This window comes from Sphingomonas glaciei, assembly GCF_023380025.1.
Taxonomy (GTDB): Bacteria; Pseudomonadota; Alphaproteobacteria; order Sphingomonadales; family Sphingomonadaceae; genus Sphingomicrobium; species Sphingomicrobium glaciei.
Genome location: NZ_CP097253.1, coordinates 964,033 through 990,393, shown reverse-complemented (window position 1 = coordinate 990,393; position 26,361 = coordinate 964,033). Strand labels below are relative to the sequence as shown.

Here is a 26,361-nt window from a genome sequence, read left to right as displayed (position 1 = left end):
CCGGGGTCAGCGGGCGCCGAAGCCCGTCGCCATCGTCTTGAGCGTCTTGAACAGGATCAAGAGGTCGAGGAACGGAGAGAAATATTTGATGTAGTAGAAGTCGTACTGGAGCTTGCGGTGGATGTCCTCGACCTCGGCGACATGGCCCTGGTTGGTCTGGGCCCAGCCCGAAATGCCCGGCTTCACCACGTGGCGGTAGCGGTAGAAGGGGATCTCCCCGACGTACCAGTGGCTGAGGACTTCGGCTTCGGGACGCGGGCCGATCCAGCTCATCTGCGCCGCCAGGATATTGAACACCTGCGGCAGCTCGTCGATCCGGCTCTTGCGCAGAAAGCCCCCGACCCGGGTGATGCGCGGGTCCAGGGCGCCGGTCATCGCCGCCTGGCGCGCATCGTTACCGCTGCCCTTGATCTCGACCCTCATCGTCCGAAACTTGAAGACATGGAACGGCGTGCCGCGATGACCGATCCGGCGCTGGCGGAAGAAGACGGGGCCACCATCGTCGACCACGATCGCGAGCGCGGCGATCAGCATGATCGGCAGCAGCACGGGCAGGGCGATCAGCACCGCGACTAAGTCGATCACGGTCTTGAGATGGAAATAGCCCTTTGCCGGAACCAGCGATCCGAAGCTGTTTTCCGACAGATGGTCGATCTCGACCCGGCCGGTGAGCGATTCGGCGAGCGGCTTGACCTGGTAGACGATCAGGCCTGCCAGCGCCGCATCGGCGAGAAAAGACTCCCACTTGGGCGACAGGTCGGCGGAGAAGTCAGCCACGATCGCGTCGCAGCGCGAAGCGAGGTCGATCCGCGGCTCGTCGAGCGTGATCCAGCCGACGCCCTCCAGTGCCACGAGCTTCTGCCAGTCGCCGATCGGAACCACTCCGATCTGCAAGATGGTTCGCCGCTGCACCATGAAATAGACGACATAAAACCAGGCGACATGAAGACCGAACCCGGCGATGAAGGCGACCCGGTCGTAGGGCAGGCGGGTGAAGAAGAAGAATGCCAGCACCGCCGCATGCGCTGCGGCGCAGGTCGGCAAGATGACCAGGCTCGAGCGGATGCCGGGATAGGGCTCGACGCTGAGCCGCAGCCACAGCGCAAGGCAGACCGCGACCAGATTGGCCCAGAACGCGTTGACGCTCGATATCCACAAAGTATCGGGCCGGATGAGAAGGCGAATGGCAAGCGGCAGGAACGCGGCGAGCAGGACGGCGCCAATCAACTGGACCCGCCGACGGCCAAGCCAGCTGTCGCGCCGCACATGCGATACGGGTGTTAACGCCACCATCAGCTACAACCCAACGAAGAGGCGAACCTTAAAGCGTCCATCCGCCCCGTGTCGACTCTTCAACCCAGGGCCATAGGCGCTTCAGGTCGGCGACCTGTCCGCCGTCCTTGAGCAGGGCGGTGACCCTGTCCTCGCTCCAGCCGCGATAATCGGCATGGGCCACGGCGCCGAGCACCAGATCAACCTTGTCGTACAGCCTGTCAGGATCGGCCAATTCGAGGCCATATTCGTGAAAGGCTTCGGCAGGGTCGGCGAGGGGATCGGCCACCAGCACTTCGTGACCCAGCCAGCGCAGGCGATTGACCACGTCTATCACACGGCTGTTGCGGAGATCGGGCACATTCTCCTTGAAGGTCAGGCCAAGCACCAGCACCCGCCCGGCCCGGTTTCCGAGGCGCTCGTGAAGTCGATCGGCGACCCATGCTCCCATGCCATCGTTGGTTTCCCGGCCGGCGAGGATGATCCGGGGTTCGTGACCCAGCTCGCGGGCGCGGTGGGCGAGATAGTAGGGGTCGACGCCGATGCAGTGGCCGCCGACCAGCCCGGGTTCGAAGGGCAGGAAGTTCCACTTGGTCCGGGCCGCTTCGAGCACGTCCCAGGTGCTGAGGCCGAGCTTGGAGAAGATCTGGGTGATCTCGTTGATGAAGGCGATGTTGATGTCGCGCTGCGCATTCTCGATCACCTTAGCCGCCTCGGCCGCCTTGATCGACGCCGCCGGAAAGATGCGTCCGCCGTTCATCTTGCCGTACATGACGCCGAGGAGGGCGGTCGTCTCCGCATCCTCGCCCGCGACGACCTTGACGATGCGGTCGACGGTATGCTCGCGGTCGCCGGGATTGATCCGCTCGGGACTGTAGCCGAGGCGGAAGTGAGTGCCGCGCTTCAGCCCGGACACCCGCTCCAGTTCGGGGCCGCAAATGTCTTCGGTCACGCCCGGATAGACGGTGCTTTCGTAGACGATGATGGCGGGGCGGGCGGGATCGATCATCGCCGCGACGCTGCGGGTCGCCGACAGCAGCGGACGTAGGTCGGGCTGGTTGGATTCGTCGACCGGGGTAGGGACGGTGACGATGTAGACGTCAGCGCCGCGCGCCTGTCCCGGATCGTCGGTCAGGGCTAGACTCGAAGCCTCAAGCCGCGCAGGCTCCACCTCGCGGGTGCGGTCCTCGTGGCGTCGCAGCTCTGCGATCCGGCTGGAATCGATGTCGAAGCCGGTGACGCGCAGGTGACCGGCAAGGGCGACGGCCAGTGGCAAGCCGACGTACCCAAGTCCGATCACGACGATATGCTGATCCGACATTCCCTACTCCCACCGCGCAGCACTGGCGCTGTCCATACGTACCATCCGGGGAACGACAAGGACGACTGCGCAAAACGAAGGAATAAAGAACGCTTGCAACTTCAATCGGAAGTGAGGAGTTTAGCGGCTAGAAGCCGTTTGCCTTCGGGTAACGGATATCAACGTTCGTTCAACAGGTGGGGAGTGTCGCGATGACCAGAATGTCTTTGATCGCAGGGGTTGCCGCCGCCTCGCTGTTCGCCAGCGGTGCCGCCGCGCAGTACGTACCCGGCTCTGAAATCGTTGGTCAGTCTGTTCAGGTGGAAACCAACGGGGTCGTGAACAATGTGACGTTCGAGCCCGGCGGCACTGCCCGTATCTCGACTCCGAGCGGCAATGTCGTGCCTGCCAGCTGGACCGCCAATGCCGGCCAGTTGTGCCTCAGCACCGGCGGTGCCCAGGAGTGCTTCCCGTACAACCAGCCGTTCCAGGCCGGTCAGCCGGTAACCGCGACGTCGAGCTGTGGCGCGACCAGCCGCTGGCTCGCCAATGCGACCAACCAGCCGCCTGCCCCGCAGCAGCAGCAGGCCGGCGAGCGCGGCTAAATCCCGCTCAGCTTCGGTAATCAAAAGGGGCCTGGCAGCCGATGCCGGGCCCCTTTTTCCTGGGCCTAGCGGAAGGGCGGCTCGTCGAAGCTGCGCAGCTTGCGGCTGTGCAAGGCGTCGCCTTCCTCGCGAAGGAGGGCGAGGGTCTCGATCCCGATCCGCAGGTGCTGGCTGATCGCCCGCTCGTAAAAGGCATTGGCCTGACCGGGCAGCTTGAGCTCGCCGTGGAGCGGCTTGTCCGACACGCACAGCAGGGTCCCGTAGGGCACACGGAAGCGATAGCCCTGGGCCGCGACGGTGGCGCTCTCCATGTCGATCGCCACCGCCCGGCTCTGGTTGAAGCGGAGCGCACTGGCGGTGTAGCGAAGCTCCCAATTGCGGTCGTCGGTGGTGACCACGGTGCCGGTCCGAAGCCGCTTCTTGAGGCTGTCCTCATCCTCCCCGGTCACCTTGGCCGCGGCATTGAACAACGCGGTCTGGACCTCAGCGATGGCGGGGATAGGAATCTCGACAGGGAGGATGCCGTCGAGCACATGGTCGTCGCGCAGATAGGCGTGGGCGAGGACATAGTCGCCGATCGTCTGGCTCGGGCGGAGACCGCCGCAATGCCCGATCATCAGCCACACTTCGGGCCGCAGGACGGCGATGTGGTCGCAGATCGTCTTGGCGTTGGACGGGCCGACGCCGATATTGACGAGGGTGATGCCGTCATCGCCGTTGGGACCGATCAGGTGATAGGCCGGCATCTGGTAACGCCGCCACGAACCCGAGGCGATCTCGGCCTCGGCATTCTCCAGCATGCCCCGCTCGTAGCGTCCGCCGGGCACGCTCAACGCCTGGTACCGGCTTCCTTCCTGGCGCAGTGCGTCGGCGGCAAAGCGAACGAATTCATCGACATAGCGGACGTAATTGGTGAACAGGACGAAGCGCTGGAAATGCTCGGTCGGGGTGCCGGTATAGTGGCGCAACCGGGCCAGGCTGAAGTCGGTACGCGGGCCGTCGAACAGGGCGAGCGGGCGTGCGGAATGGCGGCTCATGTCCCAGTCGCCGTCGGCGATCTCGTCGCCGATGTGGACCAGCTCGGTGGTCGGGAACCAGCGCCCGAGCTCAGCCGACTGGATGCCGCCCAGCTTCAGGTCGTCGCCGGCGTCGAGGACGTAGGGGTAGGGGATTTCGCTGGCCGAGCGGCCGACGCTGATCCTGACGTCATAGTCGGCGGCGAGATGCTTCAGCTGGGTGCGCAGATAGTCGCGGAAAAGCTTGGGGCGGGCAATGCTGGCGGCGTAGATGCCGGGCTGGTTCAGCCGGGCGAAGGCACGCGCCGGAAGCGGCGGCGGGCTGTCGGGATCATAGTCGATCCGCAACTCGGGATAGGCGAAGCAGCCGTCGGCCCGCGCCTGCGGCTCGGGCTTGATCCCGTCGCGGACATAGTCGGCGAGCGCACGGCGAAGGTTGAGAACGGAGCGGTCGAAGATGGTCTCGAGCTCGTCGAGGATCGTCTCGATATCAGGCATGGCGCCGTGTAGCGGATTGGCGCCGCGGAGCAAGCTGGACGGCTGGACTTGGGGTGTTAAGCAGCAGGCAGGGACGCCGGCATTAGCCGAGAGGAAAGGGAGGCTGCCGGGGATCAGAGCTCGGCAGTCACGCTGTTCGTTTGCTCCTCAAGGAGGTCAATGATCTTCGCGATAGGAATGGTGAACACACCTCCCCCGGCACGCTGCCACTCCGCCACGCCTTCCTCGAAGTCGGTCGCCGGAAAGCTGCGCGAAGACAGCTTTGTCACGCTCTCATCAAGGCTCGAGCGAGAGACCGGTGCGTGCTGCAAGACACCCGGGATATCGCGTCGACGCATACCCAGGCCAATGACGCTCACATGGTAGACGACCTCAGGCCCCAGGTTGCTGATCCGTTGTATCTTCAGCAGCGAACCAGTGTCCTGCGCTCGTGTCCGATATTCCCACACCTGCCCCTCGGCGTAGGTCGGCTGGGCGGCGTGCGAAGGCGAGCCGATCGCGGCGACGAGGGCGGTGAAGGTCGCGGAAAGCCACTTCGGTATCATCATTTGGGAATGGCACAGCGAGCGCCGGCTTTCCATGACTTCCGGACATCGAGGATGAAGGTCTGCCTACGACACATTGCCAACATCCACTGCTTCCACCTGATTGCCATTCAAGGTGATGATCGTAACCTCCGCTATCGAGGAGTTCGCCCATGATTATCGTTGCTGCCCTCTTGGCCGTGCAGGCGCAGGCGCCACGACCACCGGTTTCCGTCGTAGTCAGTGGGTCTGGAGAGGTTTCCTCTGAGCACATGGTCGAGTTTCGCAAGGTGGCTGAACTAGGTTGTCGGCGCGGGCAGGTCTGCATGGAAGAATATAGGGTGTAGGCGACGCTGATGTTCTTATCCATGCTCGGCGCGGCGATCACCGCAGTTCAACCTACAACGACCGCGACGTTCGAAGTTATCGGAGCGGCCATAGTCTCCGGAGAGGTCGCACAGGCTAATTGGCAGCAGGTGCCTGCAGCAACCAGTCTTGGTACTGTGTCTTGGTCACAGCTACCTCACGAGGCGACATTCCGGGCGGACTGCATGCCGCGGGCAGACGGAGCGCTGCAGGACTGCCGCATCTATGAGGTGCTTCCAGCTAGGCTCAGAGAAAATGCGATCGGGCGGCAGCTTTTGCAGCAACTGAGGCTCTCCTCTAACAGCGCTGCTGTATTCAGAGGCAGATCGATCAGCGTATATGTCTTTATGAAAAACCCGGAACAGACAAGTCCACGTCATATTGTGGCGATCCGTTCTGCATAGCTACGCCGCCTCCGCCTCCGGTGGCTCCAGTCTCCTCGGAAAGAGGGTAAAGGACGGGCCAAAGCGGAACCGGATGTCCCTCGTTCAATCACTGTAGGCATCAAGACCGAACGTCTGCCCATTGCGGACATTAGGGAGGCATTGCAGCATTGCAGTCGGAAGTGAACGATGGCGGATGAGTATGGGACACCCGACTCCGATTGCGCCGAAGTCTGACAGCAGTTCGCTCTCGGCTGGTCCGACATCATAGATTTGGCCAGCAACCTCGAAGGCGCATCTGAACCCGCGCCGCCTTATCACCGGCGAGCAGTCGGGGGCGAGGTCCTGACATTCCGCAAGGCGTTGCCAGGGGATGGCTACAAAGTGTGGCTGCCGAGTGATCGACGATCGTGGGGTGCCGGCGGAGCCGAAGGTTCGACGTGCAGAAGCGCATGGCCGCCTATGGCAAACACCTCGCGCGTATGACGCGCCCGCCAATCACTGAAGCGCGGGCCCGGGTTCCAGATGCGGTAGTCCGCCGGGGTCGTGATCAAGACGCGCTCGCCTCCAGACCTTGGCGCCCGGTCGAGGGGGTAGACGGACCTTCCACTCAACAGGACAGTCGGCATGGCGGTTTCGGGGGCCAACGCTTCGATGCGCGCGATCGGAGGCAGATCGGCGACCAATTGCGCCTGCTTCTTCTGGAGCATGGAGTCGAACCCCTGGGGCTGGCCTGGAGCAGCGTAACGGGGGCTCAAGCCCATGAACTGATAGGCCAGGATCACGCTGTCACCGACCAGCAGGGCCCTGACGTTGCTTGCGAAGGAACCGAAGAAAGCGACCACCACCAAAAGGTGCAGCATTGCCCGGGTTTGGCGCTTGTGAGGGCTATTGAACCAGTCGAGCAGGACGAGGATGCCGCCGGTCCACAGGCACGCTGTCGCGGGCCATAGGTAGCGCAGGTGGGGGATCGGCGCCTGCACCACCCACGCAAGCAACATCGCCCCTCCGATGGTGATCAGCAGCCCGGCAAGATCGCTGGCGCGGGCGCCCTCGTCCTTTCTGGGGACGGTGCGGCGGAACAGCCAGGCCAGGGCGATGCCTGCCACAAGGAGGAACGGAAAGAGCTGGTTGGCGACTTCAAACGATTCGAGCAGGTACGGCAGGTCGCGTACGGTGCGTGCGCCGGTTGCGACGCTGAGGAGCGTCGTCTCGCGCTCGCCCAGGCCGCCGCCGCCGGACCAGTAGTGGAGCGCGGTTATGGCTCCATTCGCAAGGAGGGCGACCACCAAGGCCACAGCGGCATGGCGCAGCTTGGCCCAGTCGCCCCAGTGAAAGACCAGAACGAACAGCAGAAACGCGCCGAGCGACACCAGGAGATTGATCCGGGTGGCGCAGGCAAGGCCCAACAGCAGGCCGGTGACCAGTGCCGCCGAGGCCGAGTTGCGGCCATGCCAGGTCCAATGCGCGGCTGACGCCAGCAGCAGCGTGAACGCCATGACTTCGCCCAGGGCAAGACTGGCCTGGAGCAGGATGCCCGGCGTTGCGGCCATCAGCACCGTTCCGGCCAGCGCCAGGCCGTGATCATGTTCCGCCGCTCGGAAGATCCGAAAGCCGAGGAACAGCATGGCGGTGCCGGCAGCGATCGTGATCGCGCGATGCGCGAGAATGTCGAGGGTGAACAGCGCCAGAAAACCGTGAGTGATCAGGTGCAGCCCGCCGGTGGTGATGGTCGGAACGCCGGTCGCGATGGTCTGGGGTACTCGGACCCCCCAGGTCTCGGCCGTGCTGAGGAGGATCCACGCCTCGTCGGGCTCGACCGTCAGCTGCATACTTGCGGCGAACCAGCTTGTGACCAGCACGGCAAGGGCGGCGACGTGAATTTGGGTGAAGCCGACCCTCCGTTCGGTATCTGATGCGGACTGCCTGGCGGAGTCGTTTACGCCGCCAGATCCACTGGCTGCTCTTACCATGGCCACGCTTCCACTCCCCCAGGTGTCAAACCTTTATCCAAAGTCCCTCGCACCCGCGCAAGGGCTTGCACTGTCATCATTGTTTTAACTGACCAGCTCCTATAGCCCTGCCCATTCGGGGAGGAGAGGAATGCCGCAGAATTCTAGCGTGCGAGTGCAGTTGAACCGCCTGTCTGTAGAGGAACAGCATGCGGTGGCGGCGCCACGCAATGCGTCCATACCCTTCAACCGCCCGTCGCTCGTCGGCCGCGAACTCAACAACATCGTGGAGGCGATCGAGCGCGGGCAGCTGTCGGGGGACGGCCACTTCACCGCCGAGTGCAACGCCATCATCGCTCGGCTGGCCGGCTCCGCCTCCGCGCTCCTGACGCACAGCGGGACGGCGGCACTCGAAATGGCTGCCATCCTGTGCGACCTCAAGCCCGGCGACGAGGTCATCCTCCCATCCTTCACGTTCGTGTCGACCGCCAATGCGGTGGTGCTTCGCGGCGCGACCCCGGTGTTCGTGGACATTGATCCCGCCACGCTCAACCTCAATCCCGCCAGGGTCGCGGAGGCGGTCACCCCGCGAACGCGGGCGATCTTCGCCGTCCATTATGCCGGTTTCCCGGCGGACATGGATGCCCTCGCCGATATCGCCAGCCCGCGCGACTTGCTGCTGGTGGAGGATGCCGCGCAGGCGCTCGGTTCGACCTACAAGGGCCGGCCGGCCGGCAGCCTCGGCGACATGGGCGCGTTCAGCTTCCACGAGACCAAGAACATCCTCAGCGGCGAGGGCGGCGCGCTGACCCTCAATACTTCCGACCTCGTCGACCGCGCCCGGATCATCCGCGAAAAGGGCACCAATCGTAGCCAGTTCATCGACGGCCTGGTCGACAAATACACCTGGGTCGACCTTGGCTCCTCCTATCTTCCAGGCGAGCTGATCGCCGCCTTCCTGCACGGCCAGCTGGAACAGGTCGGCGAGATCACCCGGCGGCGCCGGCGGTTGTTCGACCGGTATCTCGAAGGCCTCGCGATACTCCCGGCGCGCCACGGGATCGGCCTTCCGCGCTGGAGCCCGGCGGTGCGCGGCAACGGGCACATGTTCTACCTCCTGCTGCGGAGCGCAGCCCAGCGGAGTGCCTTTATCGCGGCGATGCGTGAGGAAGGGATCGGGACGCCGTTCCACTATGTCCCGCTCCATTCTTCCCCGGGCGGCCAGCGCTTCGGGCGCAGTGCCGGTGCGATGGAGCACACCGACAGGACTGCCGAGCGGCTGGTCCGGCTGCCGATGTTCTTCGACCTGGAAGACGAGATCGAGCGGGTCCTCGACACCTGCCTGCGGGTCGTGACAAGGCTGGACCGATCCGGCGCGGCATGCTGATCAGCGTCGTTTCTCCGGTCTACAATTGCACCAGCTGCCTCCCGGAGATCGTTCGGCGGGTGCGTGAGACACTCGACGGGCACGAACTGCGCTGGGAGGTGCTGTTCGTGGACGATCGCGGGCCGGGCGAGCCGTGGCCGGTGATCGAGGCCCTGGCGGCCGCTGACGAGCGGGTGCGCGGGGTGCGACTGATGCGCAATCACGGCCAGCACCTCGCCATCTGGGCCGGATTGGCGCACGCCCGGGGCGACTGGGTGGCGGTCATCGATTGCGACCTGCAGGACGATCCCGCGATGTTGTTGCGGATGGTCGATGTGGCGCGCGAAGGTGGCTGCGATGCCGTCATTGTCGACCGGGGCGAGTGGCGCGACAGCTGGTGGCGCCGCACCGCCTCACGCCTGTTCGCCGCCCTTCTCCGCGCCATAACGGGCCTGAAGGTCGGAGTGAACGCCGGCAACTTCGGCCTCTACAGCGAGCGCATGGTCACCAATCTGCTGGCGTTCCGCGACAAGGAAGTCTTCCTGCCGGCAATGACGGTGATGACGGGGCTGGAGCGGCGATCTCTGGTAGTCCCGCGCGCGCCGCGGGCGGAAGGACGCTCGTCCTACGGACTCAGCCAGCTGCTGCGCTTGGCCGTCGCTTTGATCATCCGCTTCTCCGACCGGCCGCTGAAATTCAGCGTTCTGGCGGGCCTAGCCCTGTCCGGCCTGTCAGCGGGTATCGCGCTGATCGTCTTCGTCGCGTGGGCGTCAGGGGTGATCAAGGTCGCCGGCTGGACCAGCCTGATGCTGTCGATCTGGTTCGTCGGCGGGCTGATCCTGTCGGCGCTCGGGGTGCACGGTTTCTACATCGGTCGCATCTTCACCGAAGTGCAGGATCGCCCCCGGATCCGGGTGATGGAAACGACGGCCAACCTGATGTCGACGGAGCGCCTTTGAGCGAAACTGAGGATGGTGGCGAGGGTCGCGCACCGGAAGGCGATGGCTGGCGCCCGAGCGAACTCGAGAGCCGCCGCTTCGGAGTGACGTTCGGAATTCTGGAAACTGGGCGCGGGCGAACGCAGTGGCGGAACGCGGTGGCGTCGGCCGATCGTTCCGGCGTGCAGGTGCTCAGTGCGCGCATCGATGCCGGCGAGATCGCGCAGGTCCAGGAGTTGGAGGGACTCGGCTTCCGCCTGGTCGACACACTGGTCTATCACCGCCTTTCGCTTCCAAGCCCGGCGGCATCGCCGAACGGCGCGGACGGCGAAGCGGCGGAGGTTCGCTTCCTTGATCAGCAAGACGCCGAAGCGTGCAGCAGCATCGCGCGCGTAGCCTTCGACAAATATCTCGGGCGCTACCATGCCGACCCGCGCCTGTCCGACGTGGCGGCGACCGACGCCTATGCCGACTGGGCGGGGCGGCTGTTGTCCGAGCCCAGCGAAGGCCGTCTGGCGCTCGGAGCCGTCGAAGCCGGCCGCCTGACGGGCTTCATCATTGGCGGCCGATCGGAGCCTGGAACGAGCGAGATCATTCTCAACGCGGTCGAACCTGCACAGCAGGGGCGGGGGACGTATCGACGGCTGCTCGAAGCCTACGTCACCCACGCCTCGATCCTGGGCGCCGATCGGGTCATCACATCCACGCAATTGCGGAATATGCGTGTCCAAGGCATCTGGGCCGATGCCGGATTCCGTCTCTTTCATAGCATTCTTACCCTGCACCGCTGGGCCGACTAGAAGCGAGCAGGGACGTTCGCTTTCGGGGCGCGTCCCGCGCTTTCGCCGTTGGTCTTGGCGGCCACTAAAAGAGCAAGTCGTCCATCCGTCCGCCTGAAAGCCAGCGCGCCGAACCAAGATCGATGTTCGCGATGGGTTGGAAGCGGACGGACTCAGTCAGCGGGCGACTGGCATTGCAGGCCCTGGCTGGCGAGGAAGCGTCCAAAGAGCCTGGCATCGTCGTCGGTCGCCTCGGTTCGGGAGAGTGCGGTTGCATATCGGCCTTTGCTGATGTCGATAACCACCTCGATCCGCCGTCCGAAATCGACATCGGTGTGCCAAGGAGATGATAAGCGGTTCAAATTGAACGCTGAACCCTTCATGCTCGGCGATGATGCGCCGTAAAAGCGCGTCGTCCGCCATCTGCTCTTCCAGGGGCTGCACCGCGCCGTCGGATTCTGCGGTCTCAATACCAAACCGCTGCGGTGCGCAGCTTCAAACGAAGTCGACCGCCACCCGCGCAGGCGAACGCGGCTGAGCTTGGGTCCCATCGCTGAAGAAACAGCCTTCGATCGGGTTAAACGAGGTCCAGGCTATCACATTGCAACGCCGAATAGCGTCCGCGCTGTCTCAGGCAGCAGTGCGAATCCGCCGATGCAGGTAATTGTCGTCGAACCCAGCGATGCGGGTCAACTTGCCGATATCGATGATCGACAGGCAGCCGCGTTTCAAGGTCATCACATTTTCTTGACGGAGATCTTTCAGCACTCGATTCAGGTGTACCGCCGTCATCCCCAGCGAATCCGCAAGAAGGAGCTGTGAGAGCGGCAGGTCGAATACCGGATCCGTCTCCAGACCGATATTGCGGGCTCGGATGAACAACTCACACATGAGGTGGGCGACTCGTTCGACGCTGGTGCGGCGGCCCATGCTCGTGATCCATGCTCGCATGGTGCCTTCGTCGACCAGTTGCGAAACGTACATCGCGTTGGCGATCTGCGGGTGGTCGTCGAAGATCTTTTCGATCTCGTCCCGACCAATTGTTGTGACGAGGGCGTCCGTCAGCGTCTGGATGCTGTGGTCCATCTCGCCGAGCAGACCAATGTGAAGATCGCAGGCGTCGCCTGGCATAAGGTAGGCGAGAACCTGACGCGTGCCATTCGGGAGTATTTTATACCGGTAGGCCCAGCCTTCGAGCATCACGAACACTGGACCCGGCCGGTCCCCTTCGCGGATGAGGTCATGCTTCTGGGGCAGTCGGCGGGGCCGAGCGGTGGCGCGCACCAACGCTCCGACGTCATCTTCGCCTAACCTCCCGAATCCACGGAGTTTCTTGATAAACTGATTAGGCATGGACCACATTCCCACACCAAGATCAGATTTCATATTCGGTAAAGTTATTGTCGAAAGTTGATTTGGGTGATTGGGGATCGGAGACAAGGCTCTATATCGATCATGCGTCGGCTTATCTTACAGCTCCGGCGGCCGCGAATTTTCGCGCCTGAGGAGATTATCAGTGACGAGTACGCTGAATGACAAAACGGACGGTTCGTACCCGCTATCAGCCGATCCTCATGGACAGGCCGCCCTGCTGTTGGTGGAAAGCCTCCTCCACGGTTTGATCGCTCGTAGGCTGATCGCAACGGCAGATGCCGTCGACATCGTCGCGGTCGCTTCGGAGGTCACACAGGACGGAGTCTATGATCGTGGCGAAGATTCGGGAACCCTTGCCTGCTCGCTAGTACTACTTGAGGCGATTGGAACGAGCCTAGCCATCGACCTTCCGACTGAAAGACCCGTGGAAGTCACTTAATTCCTGTCCGAGTACTTGCCGGTAAAGCTCAGCGTAAAGCTCGGCGCTGAGCCTGTGGATCATCTGCTTTTCTCCTTGGGCAAGAGCGGCGAGGCGACGTTCCTCGAGCTCTTTCGTGCGATACTGCTGACTGCTCTCCGCCAATTTAAGCGGCCAGCATCGGTATCGCGAGATGATTTGGCTCTCTTTCCCGCACAAGCACTTCGTAACGATGAGCGAGCTCAAGGTGACAGGCCACGACCCGAGGATCTGAGCCCTCGGACGCACGCGCAAATTCTGCGACTGCCCGTTGTCGATAGTAGTCGCAATCATCCCTCGTCGAAGACATGGCTCATTCCCCTGACTGTGCGACTCATGTCGCCGAGCGAGGATAACCATCTCAAATCAGTCGATTTGCAACATAGGTTTACAGAACGAATTTAAGTAGCTTTCTCCAATAACATTCCGTCAGCCGGACCGATATTTCGACCTTTGAAGGGGTTTCGCCGTGACCACCGAACCGTCTTTTGTCGATCACGGAATGGAAAACCTTGCCACAAGACAAAAGCGCTCTGTTTGGCATGCCAGATGAGCGGTGCCCGTCGGCACCAATTGTCGCAGCGACCGTTAGACACAAAAGGATGCGCTATGACCCGAGACGAAGAAGACGAGGCAATATACGCCGTGGCTCTCGTCACACGAAGCGAACTCAACAAATTAGGGCCGGCATTCTCGCGAGCTTGGCCGGTTGAGAGCGCGCCTCACTTTAGCGATCTGCTGGCAGCTATAGACAAGGCGGAGCACGCCCGGGTTGAAGACGCGGCAAACAACTAAGGGCAGCAAAGCCCGCGCTGTCCGACGCGTCTTGTCGTAGCAAGCGATGTATCGGACGCCTGACAGGCGCTGCGTATGGCAAATGAGGTTTACTGGACCTGGGATTGCCACGGCCGTGTAATGGCCGTTCGCGTCCGCTTTGCGCGGGGATGCAGTCTCGGATTTTCGCAGTGAAGCGCATAGCCCTCAAGGGAGATCGGAAGCGCTAGGCCACCCGGCGAGGCGTTAGTTGGGAGGCTAAAATGCAATCTGAGGGCTCAAAGTCAGCCCTCCAAATTGGGACATTTCTTAACCCGGCCTCATCTCAAGACACTTAGTCGTCTCCTTCTAACCGGCAAGGCTCAGAAGGACCTAACTTTGGCACAGTCCAAAATGCGTACTCGGAGCGCATCACGCACGGATGTACTAATCCAACACGATTTGCTTGGCGCCTTTATCGAAGCAGATTTTCAGGAACTGGTAGAGCTTGGAAAGTCGTACTTCGGTGTTTCAATCTGCGCTGTCTCGATCGTCGGAGAGCGATCGCAGTGCTTCAAAGGAATAGTCGGGTTCGACGCGGAAAGTACTCCTGTCGAAATTGCCTTTTGCGCACATACAATCCTGTCGGATGGCGTGATGGTCGTGCTGGACGCAACCCAGGATCCCCGTTTTGCCGCCAATCCCTTGGTAATCGGCGTACCCGGCATCCGCTTCTACGCCGGTGCTCCGATTACCACAAAGGAGGGCGAGAGGGTTGGAGCCTATTGTATTATCGATAGCCGACCGCGTCGTTCATTCAGTTCAAAGCAGCGACAACTGCTCCTTTCCCTTGCGAAGCTTGCCTCTCAGCGCATTCAAAGACGCCCCGAGGAGAAGCCAGCCAAAGTGATGGGCAGCTTCGCGGAAGCGTCACAGCTGGGAATCCTCACTGCGAATTCCGCTGGTAGGATTACCTCATGGAACGCGGCCGCAACGGCCATGTTCGGTCACGAACAGCGTGTCATCATCGGCAAACAGCTTTCGCTGATCATTCCAGAGCGTTTCCGCGAGGCGCACAGACAGGGCTTCCAAAAAGTCGCACGACACGGAGGCTCTGCATTGGCGGGCCGGGCTGTCGAAGTCATTGCTCAACATGCCGATGGGCACGAATTCCCGATCGAACTGTCTCTCGCCGCCTGGCACGACGGTTACGACATGTGCTTTGGAGCGTACGTCCAGGACATTACGGCTCGCAAGGCCCGGGAAGACGAGCTCCAAGACTTAGCGAAGACCGACCCACTGACAGGCTTGATGAACGCTAAGGCGTTTCGCGACTGCCTGGACTTTCACCTTCGCTCGACGGGCAAGGCCCTTGTTCTGACCCTTGACCTAGATGGCTTCAAAGGCATCAACGACTCGCTTGGCCATGCGTTCGGTGACGCTCTCCTGCAAACGCTTGCGTTGAGACTTCGAATGATCGGCTCGGAGCAGTGGCGCATCGCAAGGCTGGGGGGAGATGAGTTCGCGCTACTCTTCCGCGACGAACCCGACCTGTTTGTGGCTAGAGACGTAGCTTCCGAGATCATCACGGAATTCAGCAGAGTGATTCCCATCGATGGATACCAGCTGAAGGTGGGCGCAAGCGTTGGGATCGCGTTTGCGCCGGATCACGCCGACAACGCAGATGAATTGTTGGTCCGAGCCGACCTAGCCATGTTCAGAGCCAAAAAGGAGGGGGGAAGGACGTACCGGCTTTTCGATAAGTCGATGGGCGACGAATTGGCCGCCCGGAAAGCCTTCCGGAACGAACTAAAACACGCCGGCGGCAAGCGGCAATGGGAGCTTTACTACCAACCCCAATATAGCTTGGAAGATGGGCGTCTGACGGGGGTAGAGGCGCTTCTTCGCTGGCGGCACCCTACCTGGGGTATCATCCTTCCATCGACGTTCATGCCCGTTCTTGAAACTCACGTGCTGGCCTACGACGTGGGCAATTGGGTACTCGACGAGGCCTGCCGTCAGATCGCCGCGTGGCGCAAGCTTGGCATCGCCGTTCCACGAGTAAGTGTGAACCTGTTCTCGGCACAGGTTCACACAGGATCGATTGCCGATCGGGTCAACGCAGCGCTCGAGCGCAATGGACTTAAGCCTTCTGATCTGGAGCTGGAGATCACGGAAACGATAGCCCTGCGTCACAATGACAAGGATCTCGCCCCGCTCTTCGGCCTGATGGACCAGGGCGTCGGAATCGCCTTCGATGATTTCGGTACCGGGTTCGCTTCGCTTACGACCCTGCAGAGGTTTCCACTCACACGTCTCAAGATCGATCGCTCTTTCGTTGCCGACATTTGTACCAATCCACAGAGCATCGCTGTGGCTGGTGGAATACTCGCCATCGGCCGTGCACTTGGCGTGGATGTCATTGCCGAAGGTATCGAGAGCAAGGCACAAGAGGTGCGCCTTGTGGAGCTTGGCTGCCTGGAAGGGCAGGGCTATTTGTACGGTAGAGCAGTCCCGCCCAGCGAGTTCGAGCTACGAAATGGCAGGCGCCTATGCGCATGACCGCTTCCTAAGCGATGCGGGACGTTCCGGCGAAGAAAGCGAGCCTCCGTCGCTCGCAGAAGCGGCAAGCCTCAGGTCAGCCGTGGAAGGTTGCTGACTAGGGTGCTCGACCGATCAATTTCTTCCCCTACGCTCCGTACTGTCTGAGGTTCTCTCGCACGCGCTCATCCAGAAGATCCGCCTCCTCTTGGCGCGATGCGATCTTCTCCTCGGTGTTCTCCGCCAGCCGTTTCGCGCGAGCGCTGTCGTTTTCCACGATTTTCTTTCTGGTCACTCCATTTTCTCCGATGTCACATCAGCGCCGACAAGCAGGCCCTAGCAAGGCCGACGGCTGTCAGCTGCGCTCGCATGTTTCTCGCCCAAGGGCTTTCTCAATGACCGATGCAATGGTTTCGATGCGATAGGGCTTGAAGACAACGGGATATTGGCTCGCGTCCCCGGTCGTGATGCGATCGCTGAACCCGGTGGTCAGAATGATCGGCAGAGCTTTCTGCTTCAGGCGAAGCGCACTTGCCAGCGCGAGCCCGTCCATCCCAGGCATGACGATGTCACTGAAAACGCAGTCGACTATATTCTCGTCGAAGATCTTCAGGGCATCCTCACCCGAGCTCGCGCGCACCACTCGATATCCGAGTTCACTGAGCAGGATCTCCGCAAAACTACCAACATCCTCGTTGTCATCCACAACCATCACGACTCCCGATCCAGCCGGGGTAACCTCGACATTCACCTTGTCGCGAGGGCTCGAATGGGCATGGCTGCTGCAAGGCAAAGCCAAGGTGACAGTTGTTCCCTGACCGACCTCGCTTTCGACCCTGATTTCCCCACCGGACTGCGTGACAAACCCGTAGACTTGGCTGAGACCCAGTCCCGTTCCGTGGCCCACGCCCTTGGTCGTGAAGAACGGTTCAAAGACCCGCGATAGCGTCTCGCTATCCATACCGGTGCCGGTATCCGACAGCGAGATCAGGATGGCGTTACCCATGCCCCAGTCTTCGGGTGCTTTGCTCGTCTTCAGCGTAAGGCAGCCTCCCCCCGGCATGGCGTCCCGCGCATTGACGCCGATGTTGAGGATGGCCGCCTCGAGCTGCGCCGGATCTGCATCGACAATGCACGTGTTCTCGCAAAGGTGTGCTTTGATTTCGATGGTTTCGCCCAACGTGCGGTCGAGCAGATCGATTGTTTCAAGCATGTGCTCGTTGATATCGATCGTCTCAGGCCGAAGCGGCTGCCGGCGGGCAAAGGAGAGGAGCTGGCTGGTCAGATTGGCGGCGCGCGCCGCGGATGTCGAGATGGCGGCCGCGAAGCGAACTCGCCGCTCTTCACTCAAGTCTGGACGCTGCAGTACGTCGGCAGAGCCCTGAATAACCGTAAGCAGATTGTTGAAGTCGTGAGCAATGCCCCCCGTCAGATGGCCGAGTGCCTGCATTTTCTGCGCCTGGCGAAGTTGCTCCTCTGCCTTCTCGCGCTCGTCCATTTGCACGATGAGTTCGAGGTTGGCCGCTTTGAGCCGGCGGTTGGTGCGTTGAACAAGGTTGTGGGCAACGCCAAGCACCACCACCACCAGCGCGGCCAGAACGGCGAGCAGCGCAATCATGGTGTAGCGGGTCACCTTGCGAGATAGAGGCTCTGCCAATACCTCGAGGCGAACGGTGCCGATACGCGTGGCGGCACTTTGTACCGGCGCCTGCGCTGACCGCTCTAGATCGCTGTTGGCAATTTCCAGACGCGGGGGAAGACTGGCCCTGTCGCGAACAAACCCCGCGACTAATTTGCCTTCGTGATCGTAGACTGCGGCCATCCGCACCGAGGGATTTACTCGTAAGGCATCAGCCGATTCCTGCGCGGCACTTGCGTCGGAGAAGTCCAACGCGGCTGCGACACTTGCTGCAAGAATTTCCGCTTGAACCTGAGTTTCCCGGTCCTTCGCCGTCCGATAATTCACCTCGTTGAAGTAGATCACGACAAGGCCCGCGAGCAGCAGCATAACGGCCGCGATGGACGTTGCCGCCGGGATCGACTTCCAGCGATCCGCTAATCGAGAGGTAAGGCTCATCCGCCTCTCTGCCTTACGCTCAGTGCCAGCTGAAGCAGCCGCGAGCTGATCGACAGCCGGTTCCGCGCGGCAAGCGCATCATTGATGTGGAAGCCTACCTTTCCCTGATGAATGGCGAAATGGATCATACCCTGGGATGACCCATGCCGCGCATCCGTCACCGTCAGAACCGGTGCACCCTGAAGCACTGCGACCATTTGTCCTACCGATTGCTGGCGAGTGCCGCCGAGAAACGCAATGGCGCACGATCGTGCCTGCTCGGCACGCACCAGGTGGTGAATGATGATCGGGTTGGGATCGCTTCGTGCTGCTTGATTCAAAAGCCGCCCAAATGGGTCGCTGCCGACAACGCACAGATCGATCGGTCGCGTCCCGGTACGCGCAGATGCGGGCCACTCCACATAGCGCGGAAACTTCGTCAGGAAGGCGGCCTTCACGGATTGCTCAATCGCCTGAGCATGGGCCTGCGTGCTGGTCGCAACAAGGACGCAAGCTGCGAGGCCGAAGATGGCAGGCCATCGGGAAAGTTGATGAACCATCAAAATCGCACGCGCGTGCCCGCGACAACGCTGCGCTCCACCAACTGTCCGCCATTTTTGTAAGCACTCTCGGCGCGACTTTCATGAAGCAGGTTTGCGCCGGCCACGAACAGCTCGACCTGGTCAGTGATGCGCCAACCAAGCCGAGCATCGGCATCAACATAGCCTTTGACCGCCGGCCGCTTCAGACCATCGACGAAGCGCGTTCCGAAATCCAGTTCGACGTTGGGGGATAGGTCGATCTGGGAGCGTGCCATCAAGCGATATTGCGGATCATTCCCGAGCGACTCGCCCTTGGCGAGATCGACTCGATTTTCCTTAAATTTGAATTCTTTGCGGAGCGTAGCGATCCCGAATTGCAAGCGCCATGAAGGCAGCAGCTGATGCGTTGCCCACGCTTCGATCCCCCAACTATTCCCTTTCAGACCGTTGGAAAGACGGATTGGCAGGGCTCCCGCTGTCAACTCAGTGGTGCGCAAGTCGTCATAATGGTTGAAGAACAGACTGATGGACACTTGCGTGCGCGTTGTCGGCTGTCCGCGATAGCCGGCCTCCACCGCCCACAATTTCTCGGGCTTGAAGTCGTCCGCAGTGGCAAGGAGGGGCAGGAAGTTGAGATCGCGGTCGATCCGAGTTGGAGCGCGAACGGCGCGCGAGATCGACGCCCACCAGAAATCGGCTTTGCTCGGTCGCCACGCAATTCGAGCGTTCGGAAGTACTTCAATCCCCGAGAAGGATGAGCGCTCAAGCTTAACGCCTGCGATCAGATCGAGCGTGGGCCCGATTGCCCAGGTGTCCTGCAGAAACCCATTCACGATCCAAAGCCGCTCACTGTTCGGTGTCAGGCGAAACGGATTCAGGTTGTTGAGGAAGAGATCCTTGGTCGTTCGGACTCCCGCTCCCGCAATGATCGTGTGATTGCGGACTTTGGCATTGAACTGAGCTTCAACGTCGAATGTTTCAAGCCGATCGCGCACCAGCAGGTAGTCACGTTGAAACTGGTCGTAATAGGCTTGGACGTGAAAGCCGGACTCGGCACTGAGTGTCCGCCCCCAGCGCAGCAGAACATTTCGGCCCTTCTCGCCGTCACCCTTTACTAGGTCTGTGTCGGTGTCGAAGAAATCTCCTTGGACTGTGAAGCGATCCCGACCGGCATCGAAGTCAGCACGAAAGCCAGCTTGAATGCCGCTGTAATCATCGTCAGCATCGATAGCAGGGCCGCCTGGAAGCCCGTTCCGCCTGAAGTAGTTCGCGTAAATGCGCCCGGCACCATCATTGCCGAGCGCCACACCATAACGAAGGCCGGCATTGCGATCGGTCGCACCGATATGTCCTCTGGCAAGACCGCCAATCGTGTCGAGTGCGCTTTTCGATGTGATGTTGATGACGCCGTTGACGGCATTGGGACCGTACAAGGTTCCGCCAGGCCCGCTAACGACCTCGATCTGCTGCAGATCGTCAAGGATCGGGTTGTGCAGCTCCCAGAATACCTGGGCCGCGAGCGTCGAATAGATGCTTCGACCGTCGATGTGGGCAAGCAGCTTGTTGGCGGTTTCGTACCCGTTGAAACCGCGCGCACTGATAGCGTACTGGCGTGCGTTGATGCGCTGAACGTCGAGGTTGGGTGCATTGCGCAGCACTTCGGGCAGCGACGTAGCGGAGGAGCGGCGGATTTCCTCCTGCGTGATGACGAAGAGCGCTGCAGGGGCGGACGCCAACGGCTCGGCACGCTTCGAGACAGATGTCACCTCGACTTGCGCCAATTCCTCGATGCTGAGCTTTGCGAGTTCTTCCACCGATTCAGGCGGAGTCACCCCGTCTGACCTCGCAATCGCGGGAGTAGCTACGACGATACTAGCCGACAGCAACAACCTACCCGCTACCGACACCGTCACTGTTTGCATTTGGTTTCCCGGGATCAACGCAGCACTGAATGGCTAAGATACATTGGTAAAACCTTCGGAGGCGATTGCTCGCCAAGGCTCGCTGGAGCGACATGGTTGCGCACCGTCAGACGCAAGTGTCCCAAGAACGGCAACGGATTTGCACGTAGCCCTTATGCGGCTGACTTCCCACTGAGGCTTTGGGCGCAGCCGAGAATACATGGTCCTTGAGAATGAAGCGCAACATGCGACGTCCCTCGATATCGAGAGTTTGAATAGCCCCCGTCGCTAACCTTCCAACGCACTGTTGTGCATCCAACAAACCGGCGGCGAGAAACGATCGAATGTTCGGGCTCGAGACCTGTCATTTCGCTGCTATCGATGGTGGCGCGCGGAACGACGCCTAGCATTCGAGCGAGTGTGACCTTATATCAGTGTGATCGCTCGCCGACGATTAGGGCGCGAGCGGCCGGAGGACGCCTGCGCTTTCGCCCCAATCAAGGGCGCTCTCATGCACGGACCCGACCGAACTTTCTCTACCAATATCCTTTTGAGCTCGCTGTCGCCTAGAGACATGGGTCTGCTGCAGCCGCATCTTTCAAGGGAGAAGATGGACCGGAATCTTGCGCTGGTCGAACCCAACCAGCCGATCGATGATGTATGGTTTCCCGAAGACGGAATTGTCTCAATCATAGCGCAGATGCCCGCATTTGGTGCGACCGAAGTCGGGATCTTTGGTCGTGATGGTTTTAGCGGGACCTGCCTGCTTCTGGGCTCGGACCTATCGCCGCACGGCGCCTATGTGCAGGTTGCCGGTGGCACCGGGCTGAGGATGAAGGCTGACTGTCTTCTTGCTGCGGTTAGCCAAAGCCCCACTCTGCGAGCAGCGCTGCTGCGGTACATCCAAACCTTTATGACACAGACAGCCTACAGCGCCGTTTCGAACGCGCACCAGCGTATCGAAGGGCGTCTCGCACGCTGGCTGCTGATGTGCCACGACCGGATCGACGGAGACGAAATCGCACTCACCCATGAAACCATGGCCATGATGATTTCGGCCGATCGCTCCAGCGTCACGGTCACCCTTCATGTCCTGGAAGGCGCTGGCATGCTAAGGTCGAGGCGTGGCAGGGTCCTCATCACTGACCGCTACAAGCTGGAAGTGGCAGCGGGTGAAAATTATGGCCGGCCCGAAGCGGAATATCGCAAGCTAATTGGTCCTCTTGGACGGGCGCGTCGCTGCTACACATTGGCAGCGCAGAAGGCCGGGATGGCCAACGCGCAGGCCTCGGAGAGAACGACCGTCTGTACTCCGTGATTCATGAACCACTGGCACATAGTCCGAACCTGAATGCGTTCGGAAAGGGCCGTTCAAGGATATTCGCCCGACAATATCGAAGTGGGGGTCGACAGTGCCGGGCTAAGCGCTTCTACCGTTTAAACTCTAGGACATTTCCTACTCATCGCTTCATAAGGGCACGAAATGAGCCAGGGCAGGCTAGTAAACAGCGTGCCGCGACCCCATCAAAACCCTAAGTTCCAAATTGGAAGCAATGTTGGTTTGTCTCCAGTGCGGACCACCTTACAGCCTTTGGCGTACCTTCTTGAGGGGCTGTAACCTGGCACACCAAAAGGTTTTCTTATGTCCGTACCGGATCCAAATACCCACGACGTTCCGTCGGACGAAGACGTTTCGAACGCCCGCGAGCTACTTGCGGCCAAAAACTTCGATAGAAGATCTATTGGTTGCGATCGTCAGCAAATGCGAGAACGTAGGCTACGAACCGCTGAGCGCATCCTATTACTTCGCCGTAGCCGGGTCGGAATATTTGGCGAAGGTTTGTTCGGCGAAGCGAGTTGGGACATCTTACTATCCCTTTATGTTGCTGAACTTTCGCAATATAGAATGACGATTACGGCCGTCTACAATGAGGCGGGAGTTCCGCAGACGACCGCGTTGCGCTGGCTCCAGCATCTGGTAGACTTAGGGATGGTAGTTCGGCGACCCAACGTTGTGGATCGACGAGCCGTGTTCGTTGAACTCACTTCAACGACCCTCGAAAAAATGGATCGAATCATTGATGGTGTTCTGATGCAGGATACCTAATTTCGGAGGTATTCAATTGAATCGTCGGCATGGTTAGGCGGACCCTTTGTTCGGGACCCTATGCAGCCATGATGACGAGTGATTCAGGTTCGACCAGCGATAAGATGCGATTGCTTGAAGAGGCGTATGCCGCTGCGAAGCGTGCGCTGGAGTTGCTTGATCAGGCAAGCGCGCCTGCTCGTATCGGTGCCCACATCGACAATGGCCTCAGCGAGATGGAGACTTTGATCACCTCTCTGGAGAGGAAGTGCGCATAGGTCCAGGATGGAACCATTGCTGTTTGTCTGAGGGGGCTTAGCCTGCCAAACGTCCGGGGGCTTATCGCTCCGGGATGATCATCATGTATGAGCGCCAGTTTTTTGATCGGCAGGCTGCCAGCCGCTTTTGGTCCAAGCCCATTTTGAAGCCGCTTCCGGCAACCGCTGACGAAGTTGCTGTGATCCTTAAGGCCGAAGATCCAAAGGCCGCATTGGCCTCTTTCTATATTTCGCGGCGCGAGGACCCGGCTATCCCGAGCGAGAAGTAGCTTCAGCGAGGCTCGCCACGACCATCGCTTGATGCGCAGCAGTCGCGTTCTTCTACGCGGCTCACCCAAATACGCTTGCAATCACCTGCATCGGTAGCGGGTTTTCAAAGACCACACCAAACTCCTGATCGCTTTTCCAGCGCACAAAGCCCTTCAGGCATGGCAAACCGCCCACGTGCAGGTAGAGCGCTTCCCCGAAATGAATGGGCTCCTTGGCCTTCAGTCTCGCACCCTGCATCGAAAGATCGCACATTGTGACTCGGTGGACCCGGCCGCCAGTGCGCACAACTGCCGCCAGCTCAACAGCGAGGCGTGGCGCCCCGCGCCTCCTCGTCATCTCTACCTTCTGCGCCACTCGGAGCAGAATAGCTGGGCAAATCTCCTGATCGAATTCAACGCCCGCTAGGCTGTTCTCGGCCCAGATGATCCGGCCACCGATGGCATCCTCATCCCCTACACGGAAGCCCACCGCCGAACCTGGCGCCAATCGCCCAAATAGTCGGACAAGAGCGCCGCTGGCCGAAATGTTGCGAATGAGACAGAAGGTCGATTGTTGGCCAAGCGTGAGTATGCCAACGCGCATGACTAGCTTTTGCCTCGAGGAAACGCGTCGGTCATGACCGGCTTGCTTTCGCGGGGGTGATGGTAGGGGCGAAAGAACTTGCATCACGGATCCCTCGGTTCAGCCGCTAGATGATCCAGCGGCGATAGTTCTTTCTCACTCGCTTGGTATTTCGAACATGATCAGGCGCGAATTTCGACGTAAACAAGTTCAACTCATCGCAGAGGGACGAGCCTCAGGCGGCGACCAGCAAGTCGGCCGCATTTACGCTCTGGTTGCGTCCAGATCGTTTTGCTGAATACAGAGCTGCATCCGCAATCGCCATCGCTGAACTTGGAGAATGCTCGTCAAGTTCAAGCAATACGAAACTTGCTGTCATCGTCAACTCTTCGGAAGCAGCAAAGCTTAGGCGGCCGATGGCTACCCGCATCGACTCGATACGAGTGAATGCCTCAACGAGACTGACCTCAGTCAACAAGAGGCCAAATTCCTCGCCACCAACCCGTCCAAAGACGTCTCCACGAGTCAGGCGAGACTTGCACACCTGGGCAACGGCTGAGAGCACCTCATCACCGACCGGATGTCCAAAGCGGTCGTTCACCGCTTTGAAGTGATCGAGATCGAAGATTGCCAAGACGGATCGCTGGTCATCTTCACGGCGGAGTTGGCCAAGGCGTTCAAGAAATGCCCGCCTGGTCAGCGCCCCGGTCAAATGATCGTGATCCGCCATGTGCCGAAGTTCGAGCTCATCAACAACCAGCCGAGCGAACTTCGTAAGAATCCTTTCCTGTTCGCTCGTGAAATTCCTTGGTCTATGATCGAGAGCACAAAGTGCGCCGACATTGTATCCGTCGTTCATGGTCAACGGCGCACCAAGGTATGCCCGGATGAACGGTTCGCTGGTGACGAGGTCATTTGTTGCGAAACGAGCATCGAGACGGGTGTCTGCGATGTTCATTGGCTCGCCACCCCGGATAGTATGATCGCAGAAAGATAGGGAACGGGGTGTCTCGGTAATGGCAAGACCATTGATAGACTTGAACCACTGCCGATTGACATCGACCAGCGACACTGCCGCGACGGGAGCATTCAGTACAGTGCCAACCAACGAAGTGATACTATCAAACTGATCTTCCCGGCAGGTGTCGAGAACACAAAGCCGATTGAGTGCAGCGATTCGCCCCGGCTCGTCACTAAGGCGCAGTTTAGGCGGCATCTGAGTACCCCTTGTTGTTTTGTATGGCCGTTAGCAAGGCCTCGCGATAGCTGGCGACTGCTACTCCGACCTGTGCCTTGATTACTTCTGGAGTTACTCCGCAGTCAGAGAGGGAAGAAGCCAAGTCACTGAGATGTTCGTGATGACGGATCACTGCCTCTTGCCATTCGGGCGGAATCCTTACCTGCAGATAGGTAAGGGGATCTCCTCGCTGATAGTATTCTCGAGCGGCTGCATGTCTTCGAGGTTGATCAAGATGCTGCATGGGTTCGCAGGTAGGCGGAGAGTTATCGCCTAACTCTGAACTTTGTTTCCATGATGGAACTGAAGCTCGCACTCGCTCGCCGATGGCGCGGATTTGCTCGCTTTACTCATAAGGCCTGCTTCGTTGTCGACCTTATGGAATTCTGACAATCTGCTGCCGCTAAACGACGACTGCCGTGCCGGAACGTACGTCCGCTCTTCGGGCCAGCCTTGCAGGCATGCATGTCAACAAGCGAAGCCCCTTTACATCACGGGCCTTGCCGCCGCGATCACCGGAGCTGACTGTCCTTGCTGCCGCGCCGATTGAACGCTGCGCCCATCGGGCGGTCGCGGCTGCTTTGGCACGACACGCAGGTGCGCACCCCAGGCAGCGCACTACGGCGCCCCACAGGGATGTCGTCGCCGCACACTACACAAAACGGCTCACTCGCTCCGCTGGGCATGCTTGCCCGTGCTGCCAGGACCGCGTCCGCCACCGTATCGTCAATCTGATCTTGCACCGCTCCATCGCGCGTCCACCCGCCAGCCATCTGCCTCTCCTTTAAAAGACATATGGGAAGCGGAGGTCCTGTGGGCCATCCCAGTTGATAACTTAACGGGCGTCCGCGCAGGGTACGCTCCGATAGAAGAGGGGAGCATGAACGAATGGGCAGAAAGTCGGCGCAATGCCGAGAAGCAGACTTTCTGCTTCCGGCCAGAGCCAGTCGTTCGTGCAGAGAGCCGTGATGCTCAATCCTGCTGGAATCCCTCGCAGGCGATGCCAGCGTTGTCTGCATCCAGCTGAGGGCGATAACCTGGCGAGCCGCGAGCTATGGGTGCGCCTGCCGACCGCGCCCAGGAGCAGCTTGGATAATAGGTCGGGAACATCGTCCGCAGTGCCGTCCGGTTCGTGAGCGTCATGCCGACTATGAAAGTACCGAGCGAGACGGCGGTCAGTATCACCGCCAAACGTAATACTCGCTTCCGTTGCGCCCTTCGCTTTTTGGCACGCCAGTAGGGGCCGAGCTTAACCGGTTGTGCTTGGAATGGCTTCCCGAAGCGCATGGAGGGAAGATACCAGTCA

The 26,361-nt window shown here is 60.5% G+C and carries 23 protein-coding genes; 8 read left to right on the top strand and 15 right to left on the bottom strand.

Annotation, left to right across the window (positions count from 1 at the left end; translation table 11 throughout):
• Window positions 1-6 precede the first annotated feature (6 nt).
• Both M1K48_RS04720 and M1K48_RS04715 read right to left on the bottom strand, forming a co-directional pair.
• The gene (locus tag M1K48_RS04720; RefSeq protein WP_249504706.1) at window positions 7-1,293 is read right to left on the bottom strand and encodes a sugar transferase; all 1,287 of its coding nucleotides are present in this window, start codon (window positions 1,291-1,293) and stop codon (window positions 7-9) included.
• 28 nt (window positions 1,294-1,321) lie between these two features.
• The gene (locus tag M1K48_RS04715; RefSeq protein WP_249504705.1) at window positions 1,322-2,593 is read right to left on the bottom strand and encodes a nucleotide sugar dehydrogenase; all 1,272 of its coding nucleotides are present in this window, start codon (window positions 2,591-2,593) and stop codon (window positions 1,322-1,324) included.
• Window positions 2,594-2,784: 191 nt separating this feature from the next.
• Here M1K48_RS04715 and M1K48_RS04710 point away from each other — a divergent pair, with 191 nt between their 5' ends.
• A complete protein-coding gene (locus M1K48_RS04710; protein WP_249504704.1) occupies window positions 2,785-3,177 on the top strand; it encodes a hypothetical protein in 393 nt (130 codons plus the stop codon).
• A 65-nt stretch (window positions 3,178-3,242) separates the two neighbouring features.
• On the opposite strand, the gene M1K48_RS04705 is transcribed toward M1K48_RS04710, so the two are convergent.
• From M1K48_RS04705 to M1K48_RS04695, 3 genes are all read right to left on the bottom strand, one after another.
• Window positions 3,243-4,691: an AMP nucleosidase gene (locus tag M1K48_RS04705; protein ID WP_249504703.1), complete on the bottom strand. Its 1,449-nt coding sequence runs from the start codon at window positions 4,689-4,691 to the stop codon at window positions 3,243-3,245.
• 113 nt (window positions 4,692-4,804) lie between these two features.
• Complete coding sequence (locus tag M1K48_RS04700; protein ID WP_249504702.1) at window positions 4,805-5,272, bottom strand: hypothetical protein; 468 nt, start codon at window positions 5,270-5,272, stop codon at window positions 4,805-4,807.
• Window positions 5,273-6,341: 1,069 nt separating this feature from the next.
• Complete coding sequence (locus tag M1K48_RS04695) at window positions 6,342-7,796, bottom strand: hypothetical protein (RefSeq protein ID WP_249504701.1); 1,455 nt, start codon at window positions 7,794-7,796, stop codon at window positions 6,342-6,344.
• A 271-nt stretch (window positions 7,797-8,067) separates the two neighbouring features.
• Here M1K48_RS04695 and rffA point away from each other — a divergent pair, with 271 nt between their 5' ends.
• From rffA to M1K48_RS04680, 3 genes are read left to right on the top strand one after another with little or no spacing between them, the layout of a single operon-like run.
• On the top strand, window positions 8,068-9,303 hold the full coding sequence (gene rffA, locus M1K48_RS04690) for a dTDP-4-amino-4,6-dideoxygalactose transaminase (protein WP_249504700.1): 1,236 nt from the start codon (window positions 8,068-8,070) through the stop codon (window positions 9,301-9,303).
• Window positions 9,297-10,241 (top strand): glycosyltransferase family 2 protein, encoded by a 945-nt coding sequence (locus tag M1K48_RS04685; protein WP_249504699.1) that lies wholly within the window; start codon window positions 9,297-9,299, stop codon window positions 10,239-10,241. Before rffA ends, M1K48_RS04685 begins: the two co-directional genes overlap by 7 nt.
• Window positions 10,238-11,020 carry a GNAT family N-acetyltransferase gene (locus tag M1K48_RS04680; protein WP_249504698.1) on the top strand — a complete coding sequence of 261 codons (783 nt, stop codon included), beginning with the start codon at window positions 10,238-10,240 and terminating at the stop codon, window positions 11,018-11,020. Before M1K48_RS04685 ends, M1K48_RS04680 begins: the two co-directional genes overlap by 4 nt.
• Before the next feature lie 152 nt (window positions 11,021-11,172).
• On the opposite strand, the gene M1K48_RS04675 is transcribed toward M1K48_RS04680, so the two are convergent.
• On the bottom strand, window positions 11,173-11,382 hold the full coding sequence (locus tag M1K48_RS04675; RefSeq protein WP_249504697.1) for a hypothetical protein: 210 nt from the start codon (window positions 11,380-11,382) through the stop codon (window positions 11,173-11,175).
• Window positions 11,383-11,629: 247 nt separating this feature from the next.
• Entirely contained in the window at window positions 11,630-12,352 is a 723-nt protein-coding gene (locus tag M1K48_RS04670; protein WP_249504696.1) for a Crp/Fnr family transcriptional regulator, read from the bottom strand.
• Window positions 12,353-13,982: 1,630 nt separating this feature from the next.
• On the opposite strand from M1K48_RS04670, the gene M1K48_RS04665 reads away from it, so the two are divergent.
• Entirely contained in the window at window positions 13,983-16,145 is a 2,163-nt protein-coding gene (locus M1K48_RS04665; protein WP_249504695.1) for a sensor domain-containing phosphodiesterase, read from the top strand.
• A 127-nt stretch (window positions 16,146-16,272) separates the two neighbouring features.
• Here M1K48_RS04665 and M1K48_RS04660 read toward each other — a convergent pair whose 3' ends face one another.
• From M1K48_RS04660 to M1K48_RS04645, 4 genes are read right to left on the bottom strand one after another with little or no spacing between them, the layout of a single operon-like run.
• A complete protein-coding gene (locus M1K48_RS04660) occupies window positions 16,273-16,419 on the bottom strand; it encodes a hypothetical protein (protein WP_249504694.1) in 147 nt (48 codons plus the stop codon).
• Window positions 16,420-16,479: 60 nt separating this feature from the next.
• Entirely contained in the window at window positions 16,480-18,201 is a 1,722-nt protein-coding gene (locus M1K48_RS04655) for an ATP-binding protein (protein WP_249504693.1), read from the bottom strand.
• The gene (locus tag M1K48_RS04650) at window positions 18,198-18,740 is read right to left on the bottom strand and encodes a YfiR family protein (protein WP_249504692.1); all 543 of its coding nucleotides are present in this window, start codon (window positions 18,738-18,740) and stop codon (window positions 18,198-18,200) included. The genes M1K48_RS04655 and M1K48_RS04650 overlap by 4 nt, the downstream gene beginning before the upstream one ends.
• Window positions 18,740-20,554: a TonB-dependent receptor plug domain-containing protein gene (locus tag M1K48_RS04645; RefSeq protein WP_249504691.1), complete on the bottom strand. Its 1,815-nt coding sequence runs from the start codon at window positions 20,552-20,554 to the stop codon at window positions 18,740-18,742. The genes M1K48_RS04650 and M1K48_RS04645 overlap by 1 nt, the downstream gene beginning before the upstream one ends.
• A gap of 580 nt (window positions 20,555-21,134) precedes the next feature.
• On the opposite strand from M1K48_RS04645, the gene M1K48_RS04640 reads away from it, so the two are divergent.
• The 3 genes from M1K48_RS04640 (at window position 21,135) to M1K48_RS04630 (ending at window position 23,256) form a co-directional block, all read left to right on the top strand.
• Window positions 21,135-21,941 carry a Crp/Fnr family transcriptional regulator gene (locus M1K48_RS04640; RefSeq protein ID WP_249504690.1) on the top strand — a complete coding sequence of 269 codons (807 nt, stop codon included), beginning with the start codon at window positions 21,135-21,137 and terminating at the stop codon, window positions 21,939-21,941.
• Window positions 21,942-22,265: 324 nt separating this feature from the next.
• Entirely contained in the window at window positions 22,266-22,730 is a 465-nt protein-coding gene (locus M1K48_RS04635; RefSeq protein WP_249504689.1) for a MarR family winged helix-turn-helix transcriptional regulator, read from the top strand.
• A 331-nt stretch (window positions 22,731-23,061) separates the two neighbouring features.
• Window positions 23,062-23,256, top strand: coding sequence for a hypothetical protein (locus M1K48_RS04630; RefSeq protein WP_249504688.1), 195 nt, complete (start codon window positions 23,062-23,064; stop codon window positions 23,254-23,256).
• A 61-nt stretch (window positions 23,257-23,317) separates the two neighbouring features.
• Here M1K48_RS04630 and M1K48_RS04625 read toward each other — a convergent pair whose 3' ends face one another.
• The 4 genes from M1K48_RS04625 to M1K48_RS04610 form a co-directional block, all read right to left on the bottom strand.
• Entirely contained in the window at window positions 23,318-23,923 is a 606-nt protein-coding gene (locus M1K48_RS04625) for a PilZ domain-containing protein (RefSeq protein WP_406697163.1), read from the bottom strand.
• A gap of 130 nt (window positions 23,924-24,053) precedes the next feature.
• Entirely contained in the window at window positions 24,054-25,034 is a 981-nt protein-coding gene (locus M1K48_RS04620) for a sensor domain-containing diguanylate cyclase (RefSeq protein WP_249504686.1), read from the bottom strand.
• Between the two features lie 533 nt (window positions 25,035-25,567).
• A complete protein-coding gene (locus tag M1K48_RS04615) occupies window positions 25,568-25,828 on the bottom strand; it encodes a DksA/TraR family C4-type zinc finger protein (RefSeq protein WP_249504685.1) in 261 nt (86 codons plus the stop codon).
• 199 nt (window positions 25,829-26,027) lie between these two features.
• Window positions 26,028-26,165: an excalibur calcium-binding domain-containing protein gene (locus M1K48_RS04610; protein WP_249505178.1), complete on the bottom strand. Its 138-nt coding sequence runs from the start codon at window positions 26,163-26,165 to the stop codon at window positions 26,028-26,030.
• Between the last annotated feature and the right edge of the window lie 196 nt (window positions 26,166-26,361).